The organism is Streptomyces rugosispiralis (assembly GCF_024505145.1).
GTDB lineage: Bacteria > Actinomycetota > Actinomycetes > Streptomycetales > Streptomycetaceae > Streptomyces > Streptomyces rugosispiralis.
The window spans coordinates 390,340-411,503 of sequence record NZ_JANIAA010000002.1 but is presented as its reverse complement, the minus strand read 5'-3'; the positions used below and the strand labels follow the sequence as shown (position 1 = coordinate 411,503).

Genomic DNA, 21,164 nt, shown 5'->3' with positions numbered 1-21,164 from the left:
CTCGGTTCGTCATGTGCCGATCACCCGGTTCTCCTCGGCCCAGAAGACGAGCCGCCGCTGGGCGAACCGGACGATGAAGTGGGCGATCAGCCCCAGTACGGAGAGCACCACCAGCACGGCGAACATCCCGGCGATGTCGAAGTTGTAGTTGGTCTGCAGCAGGAGGTACCCCAGGCCCTCCTTCGCGCCGATGAACTCGCCGACGACCGCGCCGAGGATCGCGAAGACGATCCCGATGTCCAGGCCGGCGAAGATGAAGGGGAGCGCGCTCGGCAGCCGCACCATCCGGAACACCTGGAACCGGCCGGCGCCGAACACGGTGAGCATCTGGATCCGGTCGGCGTCGGCCGAGCGCAGCCCCTCGATGACGTTGACCAGCACGGGGAAGAACGAGATCACCGCCGCCATGACGACCTTGCTCGTCATGCCGAAACCGAACCAGACGACGAACAGCGGCGCGAGCGCCACCTTGGGCACCGTCTGGAAGGCGACGACATACGGCATGAAGGTGCGCTCGATCAGCCGCACCTGGGAGATCGCGGTGCCCAGCACCAGCGCCGCCGCCACCCCGAGCAGAAAGCCGTAACCCGACTCCAGGACCGTCACCTTCAGATGTCCCCAGAACAACGGGTCCGCCAGCTGCGTGCGGAGGGCGTGGAAGATCTGCGAGGGGCGCGGCAGCACATAGTCCTCGACGCCGAAGGCGGGGACCACGAACTCCCAGGCCAGCATGGTGACGACGAAGACGGCGGGAGCGAGTAGCAGTTCGGGGCGCTCCCACGGGTCCACGCGGATTCGCCGCTCGCGGAGTCGCTTCAAGAGTCGATCACCCCGGTGGCGTTGAAATGCCTGCGGATCCGCTCGACGAAGAATCCGGCGCGGTCCGAGGCCATCGCGCCGAGTGTGCGCGGGCGTTCGAGCCCGATGTCGACGATCTCGGCTATGCGGCCGGGGCGGGGGCTGAGCACCACGACCCGGTCGCAGAGGAAGACCGCCTCGGGGATGGAGTGGGTGACGAACACGACGGTCTGGCCGCTCTCCCGCCAGATCCTCAGCAACTCGACGTTCATCGATTCGCGGGTCAGGGCGTCGAGTGCGCCGAAGGGCTCGTCCATCAGCAGCACGGCCGGGTCGTGCACCAGGGCCCGGCAGATTCCGGCGCGCTGCTGCATTCCGCCACTCAGCTCATGCGGGTATCTGCCCTCGAAGCCGTCGAGGCCGACCATCGCGAGCAGCCGTTCGGCCCGCTCCCGGTACACCGGGGCGTCGAGCTTCCGTACCTCCACGGGCACCATCACGTTCTGCAGCACGGTGCGCCAGGGCAGCAGGGTGGGCGTCTGGAAGACCATGCCCACCTCGGGCAGCGGCCCCGTCACATCGCGGCCGGCGACGCGGACCGTGCCCTGGCTCCTGGAGACGATCCCGGCGAGGATCTTCAACAGGGTGGTCTTGCCGCACCCCGACGGGCCGACGACCGACACGAACTCGCCGCGCCGGACCGTGAAGGTGACGTCCGAGAGCGCATGGGTCGGCTCGGACCTGCGCGCCCGGTAGGTCTTGTGCAGTCCGGTGACCTCAATCCAGCGGTCTTCGCCCACGATCTCCCCGCTCTCCTGTTCTCCCCGCTGCCATACGGCGGCCTCCCGCCTTCCCGCGTCACCCGGCCGCCTTCGCCTTCGCGATCACGGGCGCCGGGTCGAAGTCGTTCGCGCCCCCCAGCAGGCTGCCGTCCCACAGCTCCGGAAGGGGGACGTCCTTGGTGATCTGACCGGCCGTCCTGGTGTAGGCGACCGTCTTGTCCCACTCCACGTCGCTGATCGCGCCCCAGTCCTCGTAGTTCTCGGGCTCGCCGGTGGCGGGGACCGCGGTCTCGATCCACGCCTCGAGGGTCCTGGTGTCGTCGGCGATGCGGTCGTCGGCCTTCTTGCCGGTCAGCAGTTGGGGGAAGGCCTGGTAGCCGTCGCGCATCGCGGCCTCGGGGTTGACGGCGGAGAAGAGCAGCGCCTTGTAGGAGGCGCGCAAGTAGCGCGTCAGCACGTCCTTCTTCGCCTTCAGGGTCTTCTCGGTCACCGCGTAGGTCAGCGAGCGGATGCCGTCGAACGCGTCGGAGTTGTCGAGATAGCGCAGTTCGGTGCCCGCGTTCTCGATGGTGGTGTACGCCTGGGTGTACAGGGCGAGCACGTCGACCTTGCCGTCCTCCAGGGCGGTCAGGGCCTGCGCGCCCACGCCGACCGGCAGCAGATCGACGTCCTTGGCCGCGTCCAGTCCGGCGTCGCTCGCGTACGCGCGGGCGTAGATGGCCGAGCCGGAGGCGAGGCTGATGACCCCGATCTTCTTGCCCTTGAGGTCGGCCGGGCTCCTGATCTCACTGCCGGGCCGGACGGCCATGCGCCACGGCCAGTTCCGTACCAGGCCCCCGATGGCCTTCACCGGGACGCCCTTCTCCCGTGCGGCGAGGACGGCTCCCGCGTCGGCCGGCGCGATGTCGGCGCTGTTCGAGGCGACGGCCTGGACCGCCGCCACCGACCCGTCGGTGTTGATCACGTCGACTTTCAGCTTCTCCTCGGCCAGATAGCCCTCGGCGTCACCCACCGCGTGGGTGGCGACCTCTTCCTTGGGGGCGACCACGGCCGAGGGAACGGCGAGTCGGAGCGTGGCCCGGTCGCCCGAGCCGCCGCCGGAGGACGAGGGGCCGTCCGCGCAGGCGGAGAGCGCCGCGAGGACGGCGACGCCGAGGCCGAGCCGTAAGGACAGTCTCATCTTCCGTACCTTTCGTGGCCGTGTCGCTCGATGAGGTCGGCGGCGGTGCGCAGCCCGTCGCGGGCCCGGATGGTCGTGGCGCCTTCCGCCAGCCGGTGCCGCAGGCGGGTGTCGCCGAGCAACTCCGCCAGCGCGCCGTGCAGTTGGGCGTCGGTGAAGCGGTACGGGTCGAGGCGGACGCCGTAGCCGAGTTCGGCGACCCGCTGTGCGTTGTCGTACTGGTCCCAGAACAGCGGGAGCACGATCATGGGCTTGCCGAAGTGGAGGCTCTCGGTGGTCGTGTTGTTGCCGCCATGGGTGATGACGAGGTCGACGAGCGGGAGGATCCGCGTCTGCGGGAGGAACTCCGCGCCCCACATGGTGGGAGGCAGCTCGATCTCGTCGTGCAGCGGCCCCTTGGAGACGATGTAGCGGTGCGGGGTGCGCGCCAGGGAGGCGATGATCCGGCGCATGAGGCCGACGTCGGCGGAGCCGAGGGAGCCCAGGCTGAAGTAGATCAGCGCGCTGCCCTCGGGCCGTTCGGCCGACTCCGGCGGCAGGGTGAACTCCTCCTCGGTCTCGCGGACCGAGGAGTCCAGCCGGTGCCAGGAAGGGCCCAGCGGGCGGGCCGCGGCGTAGTCGGCGAGCTCCGGGTAGACGTACAGGTTCAGCTCGCCGTCGTGGATGAACTCCAGGTCGGGCAGCGGCCTGGCGCCCTGGTCCACGACCCAGGCGTTGAACTCGGCCCAGAGTTCGCGGTGGGTGCGGTCGTACTCGGCACGGAATTCGGCCCAGCCGGCGCGGTCACCGGCCGGGTACCCGGAGAAGGGCGGGGGGACGTGTTCGCCCTTCACCTCCAGCGGGTTGCAGGAGACGATCCGTACGAAGGGCACGTCCGCCGTGGTCAGCGCGGGGAAGCAGACGACGTTGTCCTCGACGATCACGTCCGGCCGGACCCGGTGGACGATTCTCTTGAGCCGAGGTTCGCAGTACCTGGCCCCGGCGATCAGTTCCTCCCAGACCGGCCTGACCCAGGTGCCCAGCTGTTCGATCGTGGGCTTTTGGAACTCGGGGGCGGTCTCCCGTACGAAGTCCTTCCAGAACTGGCCCGCCTCCTGGGGTTTTTCGGGCGGCGGAGCCAGGTCGACCAGGTGCTCCTCGAAGCCGAGCGGGGCGAGCCTGCCCTTCCAGGACGCCTCCGCCGCGAACACCACGCGGTGGCCCCGTCGGCGCAGTACGTCGCCGATGCCGACGCAGTTGTTGGTCGGGCCGTACGCGCTCTCCGGCGCGAAGAGGATGGTCAGGGGTCTGCTCAAGGAGTGTCTCCCGTCGTCTCGATCAGTACCGCGCTCTCCGGGTCCCACGACAGCGCGACGCGGGCCCCGGAGGTCACCGTGGCCGGGCCCGGCACGGTCAGCAGGACCGGCCGGTCCAGACCGGGGACCGTGACCGCGATCCTCGAGGAGCCGCCGAAGTAGCTGATGTCCAGCACCGTGCCGTGCAGATAGGCGTCCGCGTCCCCGGCGGCGAGCCGGATGCTCTCCGGACGTACGCCGACCAGCCCCGCCGCCTTCCCGGCCGGGGCGGGCAGGACTCCGACGCCGGGCACGTCGAGTCCGCCGGAGGGCAGCAGCCGTCCGGAGAAGAGGTTGTTGGCGCCGACGAAGCCCGCGACGAACCGGCCCCGGGGGTGCCGGTAGAGCTCGACGGGGGTGTCGACCTGCTGGACTCGCCCGGCGTCCAGGACGGCGATCCGGTCGGCGAGCGACATGGCCTCCTCCTGGTCGTGGGTGACGACGAGGAAGGTGATGCCCACCTCGTGCTGGAGGCGCTTGAGCTCCAGCTGCATCTCGGCGCGGACCTGTTTGTCGAGCGCCGACAGTGGCTCGTCGAGCAGCAGCACACGGGGGCGTTTGACGATGGCACGGGCGAGGGCGACCCGCTGCCGCTGACCGCCGGACAGCTGGTGCGGCCGTCTGCGGGCCTGCGCGGTCAGCCCGACGGTGGCGAGTACGGCCGCGACCCGTTCGCCGATCTCCGTCCGGGCGAGCCCTTCCCGCGCCAGCCCGTACGCGATGTTCCTCTCCACGTTCATGTGCGGGAACAGCGCGTACGACTGGAACATGAGGTTGACCGGCCGCCGGTGCGCGGGCACGCCCAGCAGGTCCCGGCCGTCCAGGGCGACCGTGCCGCTGTCCGGGGTCTCGAATCCGGCGAGGACGCGCAGCAGGGTCGTCTTCCCGCAGCCGCTCGGGCCGAGCAGCGCGAAGAACTCGCCCTCCTCGATCTCCAGGCTCACCCCGTCCAGGGCGGTGACCTCGCCGAACCGCCGGGTGACGGCATGGATACGGATCACAGCGCCTCCGTCAGCCGGCTGACCCGCTGGGCGGCGATCACCACGGTGAAGCTGACCGCGAGCAGCAGGGTGGCCAGCGCGTTGATCTCCGGGGTCACGCCGAACCTGATCATCGAGTAGATGACGATCGGCAGGGTGGGATCCTTCGGTCCCGCGGTGAAGAAGGCGATGACGAACTCGTCGAGCGAGAGCGTGAACGTCAGCAGCGCGCCCGCCACGATGCCGGGGGCGAGGGTCGGCAGGGTGATGCGGAGGAACGTGGTGACCTCGCCCGCGCCGAGGTCGCGTGATGCCTCCTCCAGCGAGGGGTCGACATGGGCGATCCGGGTGCGCACGACGGCCGTGACGAAGGCGAGGCCGAAGACGGTGTGGGCGAGCAGCACCGAGTGCAGGCCCAGGGTGGCCGAGACGAGCGAGTAGAAGGCGAGCAGGCCGATCGCGAGCACGATGTCCGGCAGGACGGCGGGCAGCACCGACAGGGCGGGCAGCAGCCGCGAGCGGCCCGCGTGGCGGGCGAGCCCCACGGCGAGCAGGGTGCCGAGGACAGTGGACAGGGCGGTCGCGCCCGCGGCCACGATCAGCGTGTTGGCCAGGCCCCGCAGGACCTCGTCGTCGCGGGCCAGCGTGGCGTACCAGGCGGTGCTGAACCCGGACCACTCGTAGGGGCTGTCCGAGCGGTTGAAGGACATCACCACGAGCACCACGACGGGCGTGTAGAGGAACGCGTACGTCAGCCACAGCGGGAGGAGCGTCACCCGGCGCATCAGCGGCCGCCCAGCCGGCGTCCGGCCCAGGCCTGCGCCATGAGCAGCAGGACCAGGAACGCCATGAGAGCGAGGGCGAGCACCGAGCCGAACGGCCAGTCCCGCGCCGTGAGGAACTGGTCCCTGATCAGATTGCCGACCATGACCGTGTGCCCGCCGCCCAGCAGTTCGGGGACGACGAAGTTGCCGAGGCTGGGCACGAAGACGAAGACGCAGCCGGTCAGCACGCCGGGCAGGGTGTGCGGGAGGGTCACGCTCCAGAACGTGCGGGCCGGGCGGGCGCCCAGATCGGCCGAGGCTTCGAGCAGCCGGGGGTCGACCCGCTCGATCGCCGAGTACAGCGGCAGCACCATCAGCGGGAGATAGGCGTAGAGCAGTCCGAGGACGACGGCGGGTTCGGTGTAGAGGAGTTTCAGCGGCCGGTCGATCACCCCGATGCCGGTGAGGGCCGAGTTGACCACACCTCGGCTGGACAGCAGCACGATCCAGGCGTAGGTACGGATCAGGAAGTTGGTCCAGAACGGAAGCACGACCAGGACCAGGGCGACCGTGCGCCATCTGCCGGGCAGCCGGCTGATCGCGTACGCGGCCGGGTAGCCGAGGAGCAGCGCGAGCAGCGTGGTGACGGCGGCGATGCGCAGCGAGTCGGTGAGGACACCGGTGTAGAGGGGGTCGGTGATTCGCGCGAAGTTCTCGCCGGTGGTGCCGTCCTCGTACGCGATCCCGCCGAAGCGGCCCCGCCGGAAGACCGTGTAACCGATCAGCAGGGCCAGCGGCAGCAGGAGCAGGACGGCCAGGTAGGACAGGCCCGGGCCGAGCAGGACGAGACGCGCTCGCACATGTGGTCCTCCGGCCGCACTCCCCCGTCGGGCCATCAGCCCGCGGTGACTTCCGTGACGATCCGGGTGTACGCCGTCGCGGCGTCCCCGAGGTCGACGACGGACTCACCCTTGAGCAGTTGCCCGGGGGGCATGGCGAGCGCGGGGTAGCGCTTCAGCAGGGCCGGGTCGAGTTCGGCCATGGCGGCGGTGTTGGGCACCTTGTAGAAGATGTTCGAGGCGACCCAGGAGTGCGTCTTCGGGTCGAGGACGTAGTCGATGAAGGCGTGCGCCGCCTCCTTGTTCTTCGACGACTTGAGGATGACCATCGTGTCGGTCCAGAGGTCGCTGCCCTCCTTGGGGACGACGAAGCCGATCCTCTTGTCGTCGGTCGGGCACCACCCGTCCCAGGCCTCCGCCAGCGCGGCCTCCCCGGACGTGAGCCGGTCGCCGAACGTGGTGTCGTCGTAGGCCAGGAGCCCGTCCTTCGCGCTGAGCAGCAACTCCTTGATTCGTGAGAGCTGTTGCTCGTCGGTGGTGTTCACCGAGTAGCCGAGCGCCTTCTGCGCGGGGAGGAAGAGCCAGCGTTCGGTCTTCAGCATGGTGGCCCTGCCCTTGACCGCGGCGCTCGGCTTCAGCAGGTCGTTCCAGCTGTCGGGGGTGCGGCCGACGAGGTCCTTGCGATAGCAGAGCCCGGTGGTACCCCAGGTGTACGGGACGGAGTAGACGTTGCCCTTGTCATGGGCGAGCCGGGCGGCGAGTGGGTCCAGGTTCTTCAGGTGCGGGACCAGATCGTGGTGGATGGGTTCGAGCAGCCCCTGCGCCGCGAGCGCCTGCGCGTACTGGCCCGATACGAACGCCACGTCGATGCCGCTGTCGGCGGAGGCTGTCAGTTTGGCGACGATCTCCTCGTTGGTGCTGTGCCTGGCGACGGTCATGGGCGTGCCGACGGCCGACTTGAACCGGGCGGGAAGGTCCTTCGGCATATAGCCGTCCCAGTTCGAGACGGTGAGCCGCTGCTCGCGCAAGTCCGCCTCGGGGTCGAGCGACGCGGAGGCGGCGGGACCGCTTCCGCCCGGTTGGCCGTCGCCGCCGCATGCGGGGAGAAGGAGCGCGAGAACGGCCGCCGTCGCCGCCATGGACACATGCCTGAACCTCAGTGCGCCTGACACGCCACTCCCTTGCTGTCGAGATCAGCCGGCTGAGCGTGGGTCGTGCCCGGTGCGCCGAACGGCTCACCGGGCAGGCATCGATTTCCGGAGTTTCGCATCATTGGCATGCACTGGGCAAGATGGCGTATTCGTCCGGCCTCGTTCTCGCCCCATGCGGACGGAGTGGTTCGATACGCTCCACGGCGTGGACAACAGTCACCCCGGTCTCCGATGGGAATTCCTGGCCGAACGTCCGGGATGCGTCGGCTTCCTGACCGTGCGAAACCGCACATACCGGTATCCGGACGGCCGCCAGGACCACTGGGACATCCTCTGCGGGCCGCGCACCGTCGCCGTCGTCGCCTTCACCGAAGACGGACAGGGACTGCTCGCCCGCCAGTTCCGGCCGGGCCCCGGACGGGTGCTGGACGAACTCCCGGGAGGCGTCGTCGAGCCGGACGAGACGGTCGAGGCCGCGGCGGCCCGGGAACTCCTGGAAGAGACCGGCTACCGGGCCGGGAGCGTCGAGGTGGTCATGAAGACCTACCTCGCGTCATACGCGACCCACGTCCGGCACGCGGTGCTCGCCCGGGGCTGCCGCAAGGTGGCCGCGCCGGGCCCGGACGCGGCGGAGTTCATCGAGCCGGTCGTCCTCCCGAGGACCGACTACGTACAGCACGTGCTCACCGGCGATCTCACCGATGCCGATATGGGCCTCGCCGGGCTCGTCGCGGCAGGGCTGCTGGCACCGGTCGCGTGAACCCGCGCGGACGGCCGTGGCGTCGGCCCGGCCGGCGCGGGTACGTCGGCTGCTGCGTGGTCTCCTACGACCGGCCCCACGACTTCACCCCCGACGAACGCGCCGTCCTGACCTCTCTCGCCGGGCTGATCGCCCAGGCCCTCGATCGCGCCCGCCTCTACGACGCCGAGCACGGGCCGGGCAACCGGTGGACTGGAGGTGACCCTTGACGGCGCGGGAGCCCGCGCGTTCCCGCGCCGTCACCCGTTGTCCGGCACACACAGGTTTCAGGGCGATTCCATCTTTCGAGTGAATGGAGAGGAATACCCACCGTATGAGCAAGTCGTCGGCCAAATAGTGAGCAGGGCCCACAGTCCACGGATCGAGAAGGGTGACAACATTCATGTGCACGGAAGCCACCAAGCGGGTCGCACACGTCTTCTCCCTCTTCGACGCCAACGGCAACGGCGTCCTCGAAGCCGATGACTTCGACCTCATGGCGAACAACGTCATCGAGGCCGCGCCCGAGGCGGACGGGGCGGCGAAGGACGCGATGCGCGCCGCGTTCCGCCAGTACTGGACGACCCTGGCCACGGAACTGGACGCCAACGGCGACGGCAAGATCAGTTACGAAGAGTACGTAGCCTGCGTGCTCTCGCCCGAGCGCTTCGACTCGACGATCGGTGTGTTCGCCGAGGCGCTCGCCGCGCTCGGCGACCCGGACGGCGACGGGCTCATCGAACGCCCCGCGTTCGTCGCGTTGATGAGGGCGATCGGCTTCGGGCGCGCGAACATCGACGCGCTCTTCGACGCCTTCGGCCCCTCGGACCTGGACCGGATCCAGGTGGCCGTCTGGGTCGCCGCGATCAAGGACTACTACGCACCGGACAAGGCGGGCATCCCGGGTGACCTCCTGGTCCCGGCCACGGCGGTCTGACCAGGGGAACCGACGGAGAGCCGATGCCGGTTCGGCGGACCGAGTACGGACACTGGCTCCCGCCGAATCACCGTCAGCCGCCGACCGGCTTCCGGAACTTGCGCACGAGCTTCACGATGCCCCAGACCATGAGGCCCCCCAGGACCAGGAGAAACAGGATCGCCTGCCACAGGGGCATCTTCTTCTTCCCGGTGGACGAACCGCCGTCGTCGCCGCTCGAGGAGTAGCCGCCGCCCCTCGACTTCTTGTAGCCACCGCTCTTGCTCACACCACCGCCGCCCTTGCTGACACCGCCGCCGCTCTTGCTCACACCGCCGCCGCTGCCACCACCTCGCTTCGACGACAGCGCGACGTACGAGACGGAGTCACGCGCCGGCGCCGCCTGGGCCGTGGCGGGCGCCACTGCGAACAGGGCGCCGATCAGGAGGAGTGTGGTCGCTAGACGCATAAGGGATCCCCGTGATGGTAGGCAGGAAGGACAATCGCGCCAGGGCGCAGCGTTGCACCCTAGGTCAGGGCAGACGTGGAGCGGCAGCTGGTTGCCCCCGGAGACCTGGACCATGGGCGGGTTCGCCACGTCGGCGTTGTCGAGCGCGGCGATGGCTTGATCACCCGGCCTGGTCCGGGGCCGTCCACGGCGGCGCCGAACACGGACGACGCAGCCGTCCCCTCCGTCACCGGATTCGTGTCGCCCGGCGAGAGTCGGGCACCAGCGCAGAGGCCCGGCCCCGCGGCGGGCGCGGGCTAGACTTCCGTCGTGGTGGAAGGGGCTTGGTGAGCTGTGCGCGGACGGCTGTCTGAGGCGGGTGCGGACTCCGCGACGCGCGGTTCCGCGACCTTGCGCGACGTGGCCGCCCTCGCCGGTGTCTCGGTGAGCACGGTGTCGAACGTGGCCCGCGGCCGCGGGAACGTCCGGGAGGAGACCCGGCAGCGGGTGCAGGGCGCGATCGACGAGCTAGGGTACCGCCCCAACCTGGCGGCGCGGCGCCTGCGTTCGGGACGCTCCCATATGTTGGGGCTCGCCCTGCCCAGCGTCACGGTCCCGTACTTCCGCGAGTTCGCCGACTCCGTGCTGCGCGAGGCCCAGGAGCACGGGATGTCCGTGCGCATCACGCAGACGCACGGCGACGTGCGGCGCGAGCGCGGTGTCTGTGACGATCCATACCTGCGGCACGTGGACGGAATCCTGCTCGTTCCCGTCGCACTCGGCCAGGCGGACATGCGGGCGTTGACGGTGACGAAGCCGCTGATCGTGGCCACGGCGTCGTTCACCGGGGGCCGTGTCGACTCCTTCGACACGGACCGGTACGAGGCGGCGCGGGCGGTCGTGGCCCATCTCGTCGCGGGCGGGCGGCGCCGCATCGCCGCCCTGGCCCCCGGTGGGGCGCTGCCGGCGGAGAGCGACGAGCGCTACCTCGGATACGTCGCGGGTCTGCGCGACGCCGGGCTGCCGGTGAGCCGCCGACGGGTGGTGCGCACGGATACCGTCACGTTCGCGGCGGGCGCCGCCGCGGTGCGGACGCTGATCGAGCGGGCCCCCGGGACGGACGCCGTGTTCGCACTCGGCGACGCGCTCGCCCTGGGCGCCCTCCGCGGCCTGCGGGACGCGGGGCGAACCGTGCCGGGGGACGTCGCCGTGGTCGGGTTCGGCGACGTCGCGCAGGCCGCGTACTGCGCTCCCACCCTCACCACCGTCGATCCGGGGCGGGAGGAGATGGCGCACCGCGCCGTCTCGCTCCTGGCGGAACGCGCACAGGCGCGGACGACCGGCGCGGTGCTCCCCGAACCGGGACACCACACGGTCGGGTTCCGCCTTGTCGAACGGGAGTCGAGCGCCGTTGCCAGTGAATGAGCCGGAGCCGTCCAGTGGCCGGCCGGCGGTGGTGCGGATGCGCGACGTGGCCGCCGTCGTCGGGGTGTCCGTCAAGACCGTGTCCAACGTCGTCAATGCCACCGGGCAGGTGAACGAGGCGACCGTCCGAGCCGTGCGCGCCGCGGTCGAGGAGCTCGGCTACCGCCCCAACCCCCTGGCCCGTGGCCTCAATTCGAGGGCGACGGACACGGTGACGCTCGCCCTGCCGGGCCTCGGGTACGGCTACTGCGCGCCCCTCGCCGCCGCGGTCTTCGATCTCGCGGAGGCCGAGGGCATCAGCGTCGTGATGGAGCCCACCGGGGGCGACCGCGAGCGGGAGCTGGAGGTGCTGCGCAATCGCGGGGGCCTCTCGGACGGCGTGCTGCTGATGCCGACCGCGATCACCGCGCGGGATCTGAAGGACCTGCCGTCCCCCGCTCCCGCGGTGCTGCTCGGATCGCGCCGGGTGGAGGGCCCCTTCGACAGCGTCGCGTCGCGGGACGCCGTCGCGGCGGAGGCCGCGGTGCGGCTGCTTCTCGACCGTGGCGCCTCGCGCGTCGTGCTGCTGGGCGGTGAGCGGAAGGCGGGCGGCGACAGCGCGGCCGCCCTGCGCACCGGCGGATACCGGCGTGCGCTGACGGCGGCGGGGCTGAAGTCCGACCCCTCTCTCGTCGTGGAGACGTCGCAGTCCTCCCGGGGCGACGGGCATACGGCGATCGCCCGGCTCCTGGGCGGGGAAACGCCGTTCGACGCGGTGCTCGCGCTCGAAGAGCCGCTCGCGCACGGGGCGTTGCACGCACTGCGCGGGGCGGGCCGGGACGTACCGGGGCGGGTCCAGGTCGTCGCGTTCGGCAACGACGAGGACGCGGAGTACTCCTGGCCCAGCCTGACGACCGTTCAGGCGGATGTCCGCACGATGGCCCGTCGCGCGCTCGACCTGCTCACGGCGCGGGTCCGGGAGGGCGCACGACCGCGGAGCCATGTCGAGGTGCCGCTCACCATAACCGAACGTGAGTCAACATTTTCCTAACGCCCGGTCATTGACGGCGAACGTCGGGCGGTCCTAACGTCCACCGCAATGCAACGGTTACCGTAACCGTTGGAATCCTCAGTGGAGCCGCCGTATGCCAAGGCCAGACCCACCTCGGATCGCCCCCGCCGCGCGCCGTACCGTACTCGCCGGCTTCCTCGGCTCGACCTTCGAGTGGTTCGACTTCGGGCTCTACGGAACCACCGCCGCACTCGTCTTCGGCCGGGTCTTCTTCCCGGCGCAGAGCAGCGCGATCGGCTCCCTGCTGGCCCTCACGACGACCGCCGTCGGGTTCTTCGCCCGGCCCATCGGCGGCCTCGTCTTCGGGCACTTCGGCGACCGGGTCGGCCGCAAGAAGCTCCTGATTCTCACGATGCTGCTCATGGGCATCCCGACGTTTCTGATCGGTCTGCTGCCCGGTTACGCCACGATCGGCGCGGCCGCCCCCGTCATCCTGCTGTTCCTGCGCGTGCTGCAGGGCATCGGCCTCGGCGGCGAGTACGCGGGCGCCGCGCTCGCCACCATCGAGTCGGTGCCGAAGGAGCGGCGCGGCTTCTTCGGTTCCATCCCGCAGCTCGGCAATCCCGTGGGCGGCATCTTCAGCAGCGGGCTCGTGCTGCTGTGCACCTGGCTCTCCTCGGACACGCAGTACGAGGACTGGGTGTGGCGGGTCCCGTTCCTGCTCAGCGGCATCCTGCTCGTCTACACCCTCGTGGTGCGCACGCGCCTCGCCGAGAGCGGGGACTTCATCCGCCTTCAGAAGGAGCGCGGAGTGGCGAAGGCGCCACTGATCACGCTCCTGCGAAACCACTGGGCGCCGCTGCTCCTCGCGCTGGGCGCCCGCTCGGCCGATGCCATCACCGGGAATGTCGTCGGGCCCGTGGTGACGGCGTACATCGTCACCTACCTGCACCGCAGCGACAGCATCGGGATCGTCGGAACGATGATCCCGAGCATCATCTGCCTGCCGCTGATGCTCTGCCTCGGCAGGCTCGGTGACCGGTTCGGAGTGCACCGCACCTTCGTGTGGAGTGTGCTGTCGATGGCCGTGACCACCTTCCCCCTGTTCGCCCTGCTGCGGACCGGGACGCTCTTCTGGATGGTGCTCGGGATCACGGTCTTCCGGCTGTGCAACTCGGCCCAATTCGCCGTCCAGAGCACATTCCTAGCCGAGCTGTTCCCCACCGAGGTCCGCTACACGGCGGTGTCGTTCGTCTACCAGGTCGGCTCGATCCTCGGGGGTCTCACCCCGCCGGTCGCGTACGCCATGCTCGTGGCGTCCGACGGCTCGCCGTGGTGGCTGGCCCTCACCGTGGTCGTCTCGGTCCTGTTCAGCGCGGCCTGCGCGGCCGTCATCGGCCTGCGGTTCTCCCCCGCCGACCTCCGCACTCCCGACGGCCCGTCGACCGACGGCGCCGCCCTCGCCGAAAGGACCACTCGAGCGTGACCGCCCGCCACCGGCCCGACATCGTTCTCGTCCTGACCGACCAGCACCGTGCGGACGTCAGCGCCCGTGAGGGATTCCCGCTGGACACCACGCCGTTCCTCGACGAGCTGGGACGCTCCGGGGCCTGGTTCGACCGCGCCTACACGACCTCACCACTGTGCTGCCCCGCGCGCACCAGCCTGATGACCGGACGGTTCCCCAGCGCGCACCGCGTCACCCAGAACCCGGCGCGTCCGCTCGCGGTCCGCGGCACCGATCTCTTCGGTGAGGCCCGCGCCGCCGGTTACGCCACGGCGATGATCGGCAAGAACCACACCTATCTCGACGCCTCGTCCGTGGATCACTGGGTCGAGTTCATGCACGACGGCCAAGTGACCACTCCCTCCAAGGCGCTGAACAAGGAGTTCGACAAGTGGCTGGCGGCGCTGCGGCACCGCACCCACGAGACGCCCACGCCGTTCCCGGTCGAGGCCCAGAACCCGCACCGCATCGTCGACGAAGCGCTCGCCTGGGCCGCCGGTGTCCCCGAGGACCGGCCGTTCCTGCTGACGGTGTCCATCCCCGAACCGCACAATCCGTATCAGGTGCCCGAGCCCTACTTCTCGCTCTTCCCCGAGGAGTCGCTGCCGCCGACCCGCACCGGGGCCGACGTGCTGGAGGGGAAGTCCTTCCCCTGGCGGTACCTGCGCGGCCTGGGCGAACGCGCGGTGGCCGACTACGAGGGAGCCATCGCCCCGTCGCGTTCCAACTACTTCGGCATGCTGCGGCTCATCGACGACGAACTGCGGCGGCTGCTGACAGGACTGGAGGGCCGGCACCGGGTACGCGAGCGCGTCGTCGTCGCCACCGCGGACCACGGCGACTTCGTCGGCGAGTACGGACTCGTGCGCAAGGGTGCGGAGATCCCGGACATCCTGGCCAGAGTCCCCCTGGTCGTCAGCGGGGACGCGGTGCGGCCCACCGGCGGGCCGCGTCCGGAGCACGTCTCGCTCGCGGACCTCATGCCCACGCTCTGCGAGGCGATGGGCCGCGAGCTGCCCGACGGCGTGCAGGGGCGCAGCCTGTGGCCGTCGCTGACCGGACGGCCCGGTCCGGCGGAGGAGTTCGACAGCGTGTACGTGGAGCAGGGCATGGGAGGGCTCCCGTACGGGCCCGAGGACGTGGCCGACCAGATGCCCGGACTCATCTTCGACGGCCCGGACGGCGAACCCCGCTGGGACGAGCTCAACGCGGCCACGCAGAGCGGACGCCGCCGCAAGGTCCGCAGCGGGGACTGGACGCTGTACGCCGACATCGTCGGGGACTTCCGCCTGTACAACCTGCGCGAGGACCCGCTGGAGCTGGTGGACCGCTGGCCGGACCCGGCGGCCGCCGGCGAACGGGTCAGGCTGCTGTCCCTGCTGGCCGTGTGGCAGATGCGGGCCGAGGACCCGCTGCCGACGGTCCCCGGCGGCTACCGGCTCAAGCGCGCCCCCCGCAACCACCTCGCTCCCTACCGGCCTTCCGGGGGAAAGGGGCAATCGTCATGAGACGGTGACGGCCTCCGCGTGCCGAAAAACCGGGAGAACGGGAGAACGGGAGGGACCGGGAGAACCGGAGGAGCCCGGTGGGCGTCGGGGCTCCTCGTCCCCTGCCGCTGACGGCCGGCGGCTTCTACACCAGAGCGTCGAGCAACGAGGTCAGCGAAAAAGCCGTTGGTGCCCGCCGTTCGTGGACTCCCGGGCGTGCAGCCAGTGCGGAGCCGTGTGCACCTCGAACGGCAGGGGCACGTCCGAGCGGATGCGGGCCGCCAGGCACTTCACGGCGAGCCCGGCGATCGCGGCCTTGTCGGGGACCACGGACGTCAGGGAGGGCGTGCTGTAGAGCGCCTCGTCGGAGCCGTCGATGCTCGCCACGGCGACGTCGTCCGGGATGCGCAATCCGGCTTCGAACAGGGCCCGCTGGGCCCCGGCCGCCAGCAGGTCGCTGAAGCAGAAGACCGCGTCCGGCCGCACGCCCACCGGAAGCTCGGCGAGAGCGCGCATCGCCAGCAGGCCGTTGCGCCGGTCGAACTCCTTGATGGAGGGCGCGAGCCGGGGGTCGTACGTCACCCCGGCCTCGTGCAGGGCGAGCTGGAAACCCTCCAGGCGCTGACGGCTGGTCGCCGACGCCTGCCGATCCACGCCGATGGCGGCGATCCGGGTACGGCCGAGGCCGGCCAGGTGCGTGGTGGCCTCGCGCGCCGCCGCGACGTTGTCGATCAGTACGTGGTCGGCCCCCACCTGGTCGCGCGCGTAGCTGCGCTCGCCGAGCAGGACCAGCGGGAACTCGTTGGCCACGGCTGCGAGGTCGTCGGGCGAGACACCCAGGGGCGACAGGATCACGCCGTCCAGCAGTGACGCGCCGACGCCGGTCGCCAGGCGCAGTTCCTCCGTCGCGTCGCCCGACGTCTCCTCGATCAGGACGGTCAGGCCCAGCTGCGCGGCCTCGGCCCGTACGTGCTGGGCGAGTTCGGCGAAGTACGGCGTGGCCAGGTCCGGGACGGCGAGGCCGATCAGGCCGCTGTGCCCGGTGCGCAGACGGCGGGCCGACGGGTTCGGCCGGTAGCCGAGCTCGTGCACGGCCTTCAGTACGCGCTTCCGCGTGGCCTCGGATACGCGAGGAGCATCGCGTACAACGTTGGACACGGTCTTGATAGAGACCCCTGCCCGCTCCGCCACGTCCTTGAGTGTCACCGCGGCCACTGGCCGAACCCCCTCACCTGTGTTTCTCCGCATTATGCATGGGTGTCGGCGGGCTGTCAGCGCCGGGGCGGCCCGGAATCCCGTTCCCGACAAGGGGTTGACCGTGGCGAGATTTCGCAGTTACAACGTTGGAACCAATCGATAGCAAGCGGTTGCTACCGAGGGCGTCACATGCGCGGCTGACGACTGTCCGTCGGACGGTCCGGGCTGCCCGCCCGTGGCCACGGCGCCGCGCTCACCACCCGTCCCATGAGAGGGTCCGCATGTCTTCGCACCGCTCCACCACCCCGCTGCGCACCGCCGTGGTCGGCACCGGAGGCATCGCGCGCTCCAGTCACCTGCCCGCGCTGCGGACGCTGGCCGACGCGGGCGAGGTGGAGATCGTCGCCGCCGTCGACGTCGACATGCGGGCGGTGCGCGCGTTCACCGCCGACGCCGGGATCCCGTACGCCTCGACGGACCTCGACGCGACCCTGGCCGAACTGCGCCCGGACCTCGTGGTGCTGTGCACCCCGCCCGCCGTGCACCGCGACCAGGCGGTGGCCGCGCTGCGGGCGGGCGCCTGGGTGTGGTGCGAGAAACCGCCGTGCCCGTCCCTCGCCGACTTCGACGCGATCGAGGCCGCCGAGAAGGGCGGGGACGCGGGTCCGTACGCCTCCATCGTCTTCCAGCACCGCTTCGGCTCCGGCGCACGCCATGTGCGGCGACTGCTGCGGGAGGGGGCGTTCGGCCGCCCGCTCGTCGCGCACTGCCAGACGACCTGGTACCGGGACGCCGCCTACTACTCCGTTCCGTGGCGCGGGCGGTGGGCGACCGAGGGCGGCGGCCCCGCCATGGGACACGGCATCCACCAGACGGATCTGCTGCTCGACCTGATGGGCCCCTGGAGCGAGGTGCGGGGGATGGCGGCGCGGCTCGTGCACGACGTGGAGACCGAGGACGTGTCCACGGCACAGGTGCGGTTCGCGAGCGGGGCCGTGGCCACCGTGGTCAACAGCGTGCTCAGCCCGGACGAGGTCAGCCGCGTCCGCGTCGACTGCGAACTCGCCACGATCGAGCTGACCCATCTGTACGGCTACCGAAACGCGGACTGGCGCATCACCGCGGCCCCCGCCGTCCTCGAGGAGACGGTGGCCGCCTGGCACGACTTCGGCACCGACGAGCCGAGCTCCCACCTGGCCCAACTCCGCGCCCTCGTGGCCGACATCAGGGCGGGACGGCGCCACGCCACCAGCGGCGGGGGCGGGCGTCGGACGCTCGAGTTCATCACCGCCCTGTACAAGTCCGCGTTCACCGGCGACCCGGTCCGGGCGGGGGAGATCGGCCCCGGCGACCCCTACTACACCGAGTTGCACGGCGGCGCCCCGGGCTGGGCCCCTCTCCCCCAGCCGGACGTGCGTTCCGGCGTCTGACGCCCTCCACAACGTCCCCGCCGGCGCCCACTCCCCCTCTCCCCCTGGAAGGTCCCCATGCCCGAGCCTCCGAACGGCCGACTCCACCACCCGAGCCGCCGGGCCGTCCTCGCCGCGGCCGCCGTCGGCCTCAGTACGGTCCTGACCTCCACGCTCTCCGGCTGCTCCGCCGCGAGCGGCAGTACCTCGGGCGGCGTCACCCTCACGTTCTCCTGGTGGGGGAACGACGACCGTGCCGCGCGCACCGAGAAGGCGGTACGTCTCTTCGAGAAGGAGCATCCGGGCGTCACCGTCCGCACGTCCAATGGTGAGTTCACGTCCTATCTGCAGAAGCTGTCCACCCAGGCCGCGGGCGGCGGAATACCCGACGTGGTCCAGCTCGACTACCGGCAGGTCTCCCAGTACGCGGGCGGCGAAGCGATCATGCCGCTCGACGACCTCGTCAAGGCCAGGACGATCCGTACGTCCGAGATGGACAAGGGCCTGCTGCGCACCGGCACCTACCAGGGCGGGCAGTACGCCCTGCCCATGGGCCGTGGCATCACCGGATACGCCTACGACTCCGCCGTCTACAAGAAGGCCGGAATCCCCGCGCCCCCGCCGAGTTGGACCTGGCAGGACTGGGGGGCGGCCAACAAGAAGATCGCCGCACTGGGCCTGAAGTCGCCCGACGGGCGCCCCTTCACCGGCTCCAACGACGGCGGCGGCAACGAGGACGTCTTCGAGACCTGGCTGCGCGGCCGGGGCGGGAAGCTCTACGCAGGCCAGAGCGAACTCGGCTTCACCGAGGACGACCTGACCGCCTTCTGGTCGTTCTGCGACAGCCTCCGCAAGGACGGCGCCATCGCCGAGGCCAGGGACACCGTGCAGGCCAAGAGCACCGAGACCAGCCCCATCGGCCGCCGCCTCGCGGCCGCCGACTTCACCTGGGACGCGCCGTTCCCCGGGTACACGGGCCTGCTCGGCGAGGACATCCACTTCGCGCCCGTGCCCACGACCGGCGGGCACCAGGGCTCGTACTTCAAGCCGAGCATGCTCCTCGGCATCGGTGCGAACAGCGAGCACCCCGAGGAGGCGGCCCAGTTGATCGACTTCCTCCTCAACGACCAACGGGCGGGCGACATCCTCGGCTTCTCCCGCTCCACCCCGCCCAACCGGAAGATCGCCGCCCGGGTCGCCAAGACGCTCCAGGGACCGGAGCGGGAGATCTACGACTACGCGCAGACGATGGAGAAGTACGGCCTGGACGACCCCCCGACCGCACCGCCGCCCGGCGACCTCGCGATCCAGACGGCGTTCAAACGGGGCTACCAACGCGTGATGTACGGCATGGCCACCCCGCGGCAGGCGGCGCGCGAACTCATCGACGAGGCGAACCGGGAGCTGAGGTCATGAGCACGGTGTCGACGACGAGGGCGCCCGCGGGCGTCGGCCGCACGACGGATCCGCGCCCGCGGAAGAGCGAGCGGCGCCAGGTCCGCGAACGGCAGTGGCCCGCCTATGTGTTCCTCTCCCCGTGGATGATCGGCGCGGTCGTGCTGACCCTGGCGCCGATGGCCGTGTCGCTGTACCTGTCGTTCACGGACTACAACCTGTTCGACCCGCCGCACTGGGTGGGCCTGCGCAACTACCAGGAGATGCTGTTCGAGGATCCGCGCTACTGGCGGTCGGTCGGCACCACCATGCTGTACGTCGTCGTGGCCGTCCCGCTGAAGCTGGGCCTCGCCCTCGGTGTGGCGATGCTTCTGAAGAGCCTCGGCCGGGGCCAGGGCTTCTACCGCTCCGCGTTCTACGGCCCGTCGCTGCTCGGGGCGAGCATGTCCATCGCCCTGGTGTGGAAGGCGCTGTTCAACGACGGCGGCACGGTCCCCGACGTCCTGGACGCGGTCGGCATCCACGCCGGCGGCTGGGTCGGCAACCCCGACCTCGCGGTGTACGGGGTCGTCCTGCTGACGGCCTGGCAGTTCGGCGCGCCCATGGTGATCTTCCTCGCGGGCCTCCAGCAGATCTCGCCCGACCTCTACGAGGCCGCCGCGCTCGACGGCGCGGGCCGCTGGCGGCAGTTCGTGTCCATCACCGTGCCGATGCTGTCGCCGGTCGTCTTCTTCAACCTGGTCCTCGAGGTCATCAACTCGTTCCAGGTCTTCACCCCGGCGTTCGCCATCAGCGGCGGCGACGGCGGCCCCGCCGACTCCACGATGTTCTACACGCTCTACCTGTACGAGCGCGGCTTCACGGCCTCGCACATGGGCTACGCCGCGGCGATGGCCTGGCTGCTGCTGATCGCCATCGGCGCGATCACCCTGATCCTGTTCCGGACCTCCCGGTCCTGGGTGTTCTACGCGGACGAGGAGGGCCGATGAACATCGCCACGAAGCGGTGGCTGCCGCACACCGTCGCGGCCGTGTGCCTGCTCGTCCTGCTGTATCCGCTGGCCTGGCTGCTCGCCACTTCGCTGAAGCCGGCCGACGAGGTGGTGACCAGCCTCGATCTGCTGCCCAGCCACCTGGAGTGGTCGAACTACACGACCGCCCTGGACGGGGTCTCCGGCGTCACCGTCACCCGCCTGCTCGGCAACACCCTGCTGATCGCGGGGGGCGCCGTGGTCGGCAACGTCCTGTCCTGCTCGCTGGCCGCCTACGCCTTCGCCCGGCTGCGGTTCCGGATGAGCAAGGTGATGTTCGCCTTCATGGTGGCGACGCTGATGCTGCCGCACCACGTCGTGCTGATTCCGCAGTACATCATCTTCAACCGGCTCGGCCTGGTGGACAGTTTCTGGCCGCTGATCCTACCGAAGTTCCTGGCCACCGAGGCGTTCTTCGTCTTCCTCATCGTCCAGTTCATGCGCGGTCTGCCGCGCGAGCTCGAGGAGTCCGCGCGGATCGACGGCTGCGGTCCCTTCCGCGCGTATTGGTCGATCACACTGCCGCTGGCCCGGCCCGCGCTGATCACCACGGCCATCTTCACGTTCATCTGGACGTGGAACGACTTCTTCACGCAGATGATCTATCTCTTCGCGCCGGAGAAGTTCACCATCACGCTCGCCCTGCGCAGCTTCGTCGACCAGTCCAGTACCTCCGCGTACGGGCCCATGTTCGCCATGTCGGTGATCTCGGTGCTGCCGATCGTGCTGTTCTTCCTGGTCTTCCAGCGCTACCTGGTGCAGGGCATGGCCACGTCCGGACTGAAGGGGTGA

Annotated in this window: 21 protein-coding genes; 11 read left to right on the top strand and 10 right to left on the bottom strand. The window is 70.4% G+C overall.

Going from position 1 to position 21,164, the window contains the following annotated elements; all coding sequences use genetic code 11:
* Window positions 1-9 precede the first annotated feature (9 nt).
* From NP777_RS05915 to NP777_RS05880, 8 genes are read right to left on the bottom strand one after another with little or no spacing between them, the layout of a single operon-like run.
* Window positions 10-819, bottom strand: coding sequence for an ABC transporter permease (locus tag NP777_RS05915; RefSeq protein WP_256648969.1), 810 nt, complete (start codon window positions 817-819; stop codon window positions 10-12).
* The gene (locus tag NP777_RS05910) at window positions 816-1,598 is read right to left on the bottom strand and encodes an ABC transporter ATP-binding protein (RefSeq protein ID WP_256648968.1); all 783 of its coding nucleotides are present in this window, start codon (window positions 1,596-1,598) and stop codon (window positions 816-818) included. Before NP777_RS05910 ends, NP777_RS05915 begins: the two co-directional genes overlap by 4 nt.
* Window positions 1,599-1,656: 58 nt before the next feature.
* Complete coding sequence (locus tag NP777_RS05905) at window positions 1,657-2,760, bottom strand: ABC transporter substrate-binding protein (protein ID WP_256648967.1); 1,104 nt, start codon at window positions 2,758-2,760, stop codon at window positions 1,657-1,659.
* Complete coding sequence (locus NP777_RS05900) at window positions 2,757-4,055, bottom strand: glycosyltransferase (protein ID WP_256648966.1); 1,299 nt, start codon at window positions 4,053-4,055, stop codon at window positions 2,757-2,759. Before NP777_RS05900 ends, NP777_RS05905 begins: the two co-directional genes overlap by 4 nt.
* A complete protein-coding gene (locus NP777_RS05895; RefSeq protein ID WP_256648965.1) occupies window positions 4,052-5,095 on the bottom strand; it encodes an ABC transporter ATP-binding protein in 1,044 nt (347 codons plus the stop codon). Before NP777_RS05895 ends, NP777_RS05900 begins: the two co-directional genes overlap by 4 nt.
* The gene (locus tag NP777_RS05890) at window positions 5,092-5,859 is read right to left on the bottom strand and encodes an ABC transporter permease (protein WP_256648964.1); all 768 of its coding nucleotides are present in this window, start codon (window positions 5,857-5,859) and stop codon (window positions 5,092-5,094) included. Before NP777_RS05890 ends, NP777_RS05895 begins: the two co-directional genes overlap by 4 nt.
* Complete coding sequence (locus NP777_RS05885; RefSeq protein ID WP_256648963.1) at window positions 5,859-6,698, bottom strand: ABC transporter permease; 840 nt, start codon at window positions 6,696-6,698, stop codon at window positions 5,859-5,861. The genes NP777_RS05890 and NP777_RS05885 overlap by 1 nt, the downstream gene beginning before the upstream one ends.
* Window positions 6,699-6,733: 35 nt before the next feature.
* Window positions 6,734-7,849, bottom strand: a complete 1,116-nt coding sequence (locus NP777_RS05880; RefSeq protein WP_256648962.1) for a polyamine ABC transporter substrate-binding protein — start codon at window positions 7,847-7,849, stop codon at window positions 6,734-6,736.
* 184 nt (window positions 7,850-8,033) lie between these two features.
* On the opposite strand from NP777_RS05880, the gene NP777_RS05875 reads away from it, so the two are divergent.
* From NP777_RS05875 to NP777_RS05865, 3 genes are all read left to right on the top strand, one after another.
* Window positions 8,034-8,588, top strand: a complete 555-nt coding sequence (locus NP777_RS05875) for an NUDIX hydrolase (protein WP_308405021.1) — start codon at window positions 8,034-8,036, stop codon at window positions 8,586-8,588.
* Window positions 8,585-8,797 (top strand): GAF domain-containing protein, encoded by a 213-nt coding sequence (locus tag NP777_RS05870; RefSeq protein WP_256649101.1) that lies wholly within the window; start codon window positions 8,585-8,587, stop codon window positions 8,795-8,797. Before NP777_RS05875 ends, NP777_RS05870 begins: the two co-directional genes overlap by 4 nt.
* A gap of 173 nt (window positions 8,798-8,970) precedes the next feature.
* Window positions 8,971-9,504 carry an EF-hand domain-containing protein gene (locus NP777_RS05865; RefSeq protein WP_256648960.1) on the top strand — a complete coding sequence of 178 codons (534 nt, stop codon included), beginning with the start codon at window positions 8,971-8,973 and terminating at the stop codon, window positions 9,502-9,504.
* 73 nt (window positions 9,505-9,577) lie between these two features.
* Here the strand turns inward: NP777_RS05865 and NP777_RS05860 are convergent, their stop codons facing one another.
* A complete protein-coding gene (locus NP777_RS05860) occupies window positions 9,578-9,952 on the bottom strand; it encodes a hypothetical protein (protein WP_256648959.1) in 375 nt (124 codons plus the stop codon).
* Between the two features lie 399 nt (window positions 9,953-10,351).
* Between NP777_RS05860 and NP777_RS05855 the strand changes: the two genes are divergently transcribed.
* From NP777_RS05855 to NP777_RS05840, 4 genes are all read left to right on the top strand, one after another.
* Complete coding sequence (locus NP777_RS05855) at window positions 10,352-11,356, top strand: LacI family DNA-binding transcriptional regulator (protein WP_256648958.1); 1,005 nt, start codon at window positions 10,352-10,354, stop codon at window positions 11,354-11,356.
* Window positions 11,349-12,386 carry a LacI family DNA-binding transcriptional regulator gene (locus NP777_RS05850; protein WP_256649096.1) on the top strand — a complete coding sequence of 346 codons (1,038 nt, stop codon included), beginning with the start codon at window positions 11,349-11,351 and terminating at the stop codon, window positions 12,384-12,386. Before NP777_RS05855 ends, NP777_RS05850 begins: the two co-directional genes overlap by 8 nt.
* A 94-nt stretch (window positions 12,387-12,480) precedes the next feature.
* On the top strand, window positions 12,481-13,833 hold the full coding sequence (locus tag NP777_RS05845) for an MFS transporter (protein ID WP_256648957.1): 1,353 nt from the start codon (window positions 12,481-12,483) through the stop codon (window positions 13,831-13,833).
* The gene (locus NP777_RS05840) at window positions 13,830-15,362 is read left to right on the top strand and encodes a sulfatase-like hydrolase/transferase (RefSeq protein WP_256648956.1); all 1,533 of its coding nucleotides are present in this window, start codon (window positions 13,830-13,832) and stop codon (window positions 15,360-15,362) included. The genes NP777_RS05845 and NP777_RS05840 overlap by 4 nt, the downstream gene beginning before the upstream one ends.
* A 150-nt stretch (window positions 15,363-15,512) precedes the next feature.
* Here the strand turns inward: NP777_RS05840 and NP777_RS05835 are convergent, their stop codons facing one another.
* The gene (locus NP777_RS05835) at window positions 15,513-16,556 is read right to left on the bottom strand and encodes a LacI family DNA-binding transcriptional regulator (RefSeq protein ID WP_256648955.1); all 1,044 of its coding nucleotides are present in this window, start codon (window positions 16,554-16,556) and stop codon (window positions 15,513-15,515) included.
* A gap of 263 nt (window positions 16,557-16,819) precedes the next feature.
* On the opposite strand from NP777_RS05835, the gene NP777_RS05830 reads away from it, so the two are divergent.
* Genes NP777_RS05830 through NP777_RS05815 form a run of 4 tightly spaced genes read left to right on the top strand, consistent with a single transcriptional unit; the run spans window position 16,820 to window position 21,164 of the window.
* On the top strand, window positions 16,820-17,968 hold the full coding sequence (locus NP777_RS05830; protein ID WP_256648954.1) for a Gfo/Idh/MocA family protein: 1,149 nt from the start codon (window positions 16,820-16,822) through the stop codon (window positions 17,966-17,968).
* A gap of 57 nt (window positions 17,969-18,025) precedes the next feature.
* Window positions 18,026-19,363, top strand: a complete 1,338-nt coding sequence (locus NP777_RS05825) for an ABC transporter substrate-binding protein (protein WP_256648953.1) — start codon at window positions 18,026-18,028, stop codon at window positions 19,361-19,363.
* The gene (locus NP777_RS05820) at window positions 19,360-20,331 is read left to right on the top strand and encodes a carbohydrate ABC transporter permease (protein WP_256648952.1); all 972 of its coding nucleotides are present in this window, start codon (window positions 19,360-19,362) and stop codon (window positions 20,329-20,331) included. Before NP777_RS05825 ends, NP777_RS05820 begins: the two co-directional genes overlap by 4 nt.
* Window positions 20,328-21,164 carry a carbohydrate ABC transporter permease gene (locus NP777_RS05815; protein WP_256648951.1) on the top strand — a complete coding sequence of 279 codons (837 nt, stop codon included), beginning with the start codon at window positions 20,328-20,330 and terminating at the stop codon, window positions 21,162-21,164. Before NP777_RS05820 ends, NP777_RS05815 begins: the two co-directional genes overlap by 4 nt.